Annotated in this window: 2 rRNA genes; both read right to left on the reverse strand. The window is 51.9% G+C overall.

Features of this window, described 5'->3' with window-relative positions:
* Positions 1-46 precede the first annotated feature (46 nt).
* Positions 47-3,137 (reverse strand): 23S ribosomal RNA (locus tag ACUXHH_RS08320).
* Between the two features lie 306 nt (positions 3,138-3,443).
* Positions 3,444-4,971, reverse strand: a 16S ribosomal RNA gene (locus tag ACUXHH_RS08325).
* Together the 16S and 23S rRNA genes form the textbook arrangement of a ribosomal RNA operon.
* Between the last annotated feature and the right edge of the window lie 330 nt (positions 4,972-5,301).

Raw genomic sequence — 5,301 nt, forward strand, 5'->3', positions numbered from 1 at the left:
TTATCCAAAAACCATACAGTGAACGCAAACAACAAACAACTTCCTGAAAAGTAAGCCTTCAGCCTATTAGTACCAGTCAACTCCACGAGTCTTCAGTCCTCGCTTCCATACCCGGCCTATCAACCTCATCATCTATAAGGAGCCTCACACACCAAAAAGTGCCAGGAAATCTCATCTCGAAACAGGCTTCCCGCTTAGATGCTTTCAGCGGTTATCCCTCCCGAACGTAGCCAATCAGCCATGCACCTGGCGGTACAACTGACATACCAGAGGTTCGTCCGTCCCGGTCCTCTCGTACTAAGGACAGCCTTTCTCAAATTTCCAACGCGCGCAGCGGATAGGGACCGAACTGTCTCACGACGTTCTGAACCCAGCTCGCGTACCGCTTTAATGGGCGAACAGCCCAACCCTTGGGACCGACTCCAGCCCCAGGATGCGACGAGCCGACATCGAGGTGCCAAACCATGCCGTCGATATGGACTCTTGGGCAAGATCAGCCTGTTATCCCCGAGGTACCTTTTATCCGTTGAGCGACGGCCGTTCCACAACGTACCGCCGGATCACTAGTCCCGACTTTCGTCCCTGCTCGACCTGCCAGTCTCACAGTCAAGCTCCCTTGTGCACTTACACTCAACACCTGATTGCCAACCAGGCTGAGGGAACCTTTGGGCGCCTCCGTTACACTTTAGGAGGCAACCGCCCCAGTTAAACTACCCATCAGGCACTGTCCCTGAACCAGATCATGGCCCGAAGTTAGACATCCAGATTGACCAGAGTGGTATTTCAACAACGACTCCACACAAACTAGCGTCCATGCTTCACAGTCTCCCACCTATCCTACACAAGCCAAACCAAACACCAATACCAAACTATAGTAAAGGTCACGGGGTCTTTCCGTCCTGCTGCGCGAAACGAGCATCTTTACTCGTACTGCAATTTCGCCGAGTTCATGGTTGAGACAGTAGGGAAGTCGTTACTCCATTCGTGCAGGTCGGAACTTACCCGACAAGGAATTTCGCTACCTTAGGATGGTTATAGTTACCACCGCCGTTTACTGGGGCTTAAATTCTCAGCTTCGCCACAAAGGCTAACCAATCCTCTTAACCTTCCAGCACCGGGCAGGAGTCAGTCCGTATACATCGTCTTACGACTTCGCACGGACCTGTGTTTTTGATAAACAGTCGCTTCCCCCTGGTCTCTGCGACCCATACACGCTCCGGGCAGCAAGTACCCATCACGCTCAAGGTCCCCCTTCTCCCGAAGTTACGGGGGCATTTTGCCGAGTTCCTTAACCATGATTCTCTCGATCGCCTTAGTATTCTCTACCTGATCACCTGTGTCGGTTTAGGGTACGGGCGGCTAAAACCTCACGCCGATGCTTTTCTCGGCAGCATAGGATCACCAAATCCCCCAAAAACAGGGTCCCATCACGTCTCAGGCACACAGCCGGCGCATTTAACAACCGACAACCCTACACGCTTAGACCACGACAACCATCGCGTGGCTTGGCTACCTTCCTGCGTCACACCTGTTAACACGTTTACCTCCAAAGATCGGGCCCCACAACCCACACAACACACAAACAAAAGCCTGCACATCATGCTTCGCATGGTTAGCATCACAATATCAGTATGGGCGGTTTTTCACCGGTACGGGAATATCAACCCGTTATCCATCGACTACGCCTGTCGGCCTCGCCTTAGGCCCCGACTAACCCAGGGCAGATTAACTTGACCCTGGAACCCTTGATCATCCGGCGGATGAGTTTCTCACTCATCTTTCGCTACTCATGCCTGCATTCTCACTCGCATAGCCTCCACCACTGGTTTACACCGCAGCTTCACCGGCCACACGACGCTCCCCTACCCAACAATCCAAAAAGATCATTGCCACAACTTCGGCGGTGTACTTGAGCCCCGCTACATTATCGGCGCAGAATCACTTGACCAGTGAGCTGTTACGCACTCTTTCAAGGATGGCTGCTTCTAAGCCAACCTCCTGGTTGTCTAAGCAACTCCACATCCTTTCCCACTTAGCACACGCTTAGGGGCCTTAGTTGGTGGTCTGGGCTGTTTCCCTCTCGACAATGAAGCTTATCCCCCACTGTCTCACTGCTACGCTCTCACTTACCGGCATTCGGAGTTTAGCTGACGTCAGTAACCCGTGAAGGCCCATCGGCCATCCAGTAGCTCTACCTCCGGCAAGAAACACGTAACGCTGCACCTAAATGCATTTCGGGGAGAACCAGCTATCACAGAGTTTGATTGGCCTTTCACCCCTATCCACAGCTCATCCCCTCCATTTTCAACTGAAGTGGGTTCGGTCCTCCACGACGTCTTACCGTCGCTTCAACCTGGCCATGGATAGATCACTCCGCTTCGGGTCTAGGTCATGCCACTCAAACGCCCTATTCAGACTCGCTTTCGCTACGGATACCCCACACGGGTTAACCTCGCGACATAACACTAACTCGCAGGCTCATTCTTCAAAAGGCACGCTGTCACCCCAAAAGGCTCCAACGGCTTGTAAGCACACGGTTTCAGGTACTATTTCACTCCCCTCCCGGGGTACTTTTCACCATTCCCTCACGGTACTGATTCACTATCGGTCACTAAGAAGTATTTAGACTTACCAGGTGGTCCTGGCAGATTCACACGAGATTCCACGAGCCCCGTGCTACTCGGGTGGCCACACCACGGACAGAACAATTTCGATTACGGGACTCTCACCCTCTACGGCCGACCATTCCAAGTCGTTCACCTACCATCCTGAACATCATGCCGGCAGCCAGTTAGAACTGCCACTGTGACTCCCACAACCCCCATGATGCAACGCCTAACCGCTATCACACACCACAGGTTTAGTCTCTTCCGCTTTCGCTCGCCACTACTCACAGAATCATTACATTATTTTCTCTTCCTGCGGGTACTGAGATGTTTCACTTCCCCGCGTTCCCCCCAACCAGCCTATACATTCAGCTGGCGGTAACTCACCATGAAGATGAGCCAGGTTTCCCCATTCGGAAATCCTCGGATCACAGCCCAGTTATCGGCTCCCCGAGGCTTATCGCAGATTCACACGTCCTTCATCGGCTCTTAATGCCAAGGCATCCACCGTGTGCCCTTAATAACTTACACACAATCAAGAAAAATAAGAATCTAAAATCAACAATCAAACCAACACAAAAGCATTGATTCAACGCAAATTCCAGAAGATGCTCGCGTCCACTATATAGTTCTCAAACAACAACCCACAACACAACAACAACACAAAAATAATCTCTTGCATCATCACCATGCCAGGCAAACAAAGGAACAACACACATGTGTTACCCCAAAACCCAACAATGCGCCTCATCCAACCCAAAACCAATATTCCACCCATGAGCAAAACCACCCACCCGACACTCGCGGATAGCATGGCCAACTAAATGTGCTCCTTAGAAAGGAGGTGATCCAGCCGCACCTTCCGGTACGGCTACCTTGTTACGACTTAGTCCCAATCGCCAATCCCACCTTAGACGGCTCCCTCCAAAAAGGTTAGGCCACCGGCTTTGGGTGTTACCAACTTTCGTGACTTGACGGGCGGTGTGTACAAGGCCCGGGAACGTATTCACCGCAGCGTTGCTGATCTGCGATTACTAGCGACTCCGACTTCATGGGGTCGAGTTGCAGACCCCAATCCGAACTGAGACCGGCTTTTAGGGATTAGCTCCACCTCACAGTATCGCAACCCTCTGTACCGGCCATTGTAGCATGCGTGAAGCCCAAGACATAAGGGGCATGATGATTTGACGTCATCCCCACCTTCCTCCGAGTTGACCCCGGCAGTCTCCTATGAGTCCCCACCATAACGTGCTGGCAACATAGAACGAGGGTTGCGCTCGTTGCGGGACTTAACCCAACATCTCACGACACGAGCTGACGACAACCATGCACCACCTGTATACCAGCCCCGAAGGGAAACACCATCTCTGATGCGATCCAGTATATGTCAAGCCTTGGTAAGGTTCTTCGCGTTGCATCGAATTAATCCGCATGCTCCGCCGCTTGTGCGGGCCCCCGTCAATTTCTTTGAGTTTTAGCCTTGCGGCCGTACTCCCCAGGCGGGGCACTTAATGCGTTAGCTACGGCGCGGAAAACGTGGAATGTTCCCCACACCTAGTGCCCAACGTTTACGGCATGGACTACCAGGGTATCTAATCCTGTTCGCTCCCCATGCTTTCGCTTCTCAGCGTCAGTTACAGCCCAGAGACCTGCCTTCGCCATCGGTGTTCCTCCTGATATCTGCGCATTCCACCGCTACACCAGGAATTCCAGTCTCCCCTACTGCACTCTAGTCTGCCCGTACCCACTGCAATACACGGAGTTAAGCTCCGGCCTTTCACAGCAGACGCGACAAACCGCCTACAAGCTCTTTACGCCCAATAATTCCGGACAACGCTCGCGCCCTACGTATTACCGCGGCTGCTGGCACGTAGTTAGCCGGCGCTTTCTCTGCAGGTACCGTCAATCTCTCTTCTTCCCTGCTAACAGAGGTTTACAACCCGAAGGCCGTCATCCCTCACGCGGCGTCGCTGCATCAGGCTTGCGCCCATTGTGCAATATTCCCCACTGCTGCCTCCCGTAGGAGTCTGGGCCGTGTCTCAGTCCCAGTGTGGCCGGTCACCCTCTCAGGCCGGCTACCCGTCGTCGCCTTGGTGAGCCGTTACCTCACCAACAAGCTGATAGGCCGTGAGCCCATCTATAACCACTACATAACGCTTTCCACCAACACCCCATGCGGAGATTGGTCGTATCCGGTATTAGACCCAGTTTCCCAGGCTTATCCCAGAGTTAAAGGTAGGTTACTCACGTATTACTCACCCGTTCGCCACTAATCCACCTAGCAAGCTAGGCTTCATCGTTCGACTTGCATGTGTTAAGCACGCCGCCAGCGTTCGTCCTGAGCCAGAATCAAACTCTCCGTTGAAAAAATAGAAAAGCTTGATAATCTGATCTCAAACAGCGAATCACACACGGGGGTGCGTGACTCAAGCTGACTAAATTTGAAACCATTTGATGATTATCAAATATAAATAAATATTTGGTATTAGTTTCAGTTTCAACCACCATAATGGTGATTTTATTGAACAAAGCACACTATTGAGTTCTCAAGCAACACACCGATTCAACACCTCAACTTACTATTTCAAGCAAGCCTTACCGTTGAACGGTCATTCATGTTATTTCATGATCACCGCGTTCCCGCGGCAACCCAATCAACTATACCAGCGTTTTGTTTGTCATGCAAATCCGTTTT

The organism is Rothia sp. 110740021-2 (assembly GCF_054263775.1).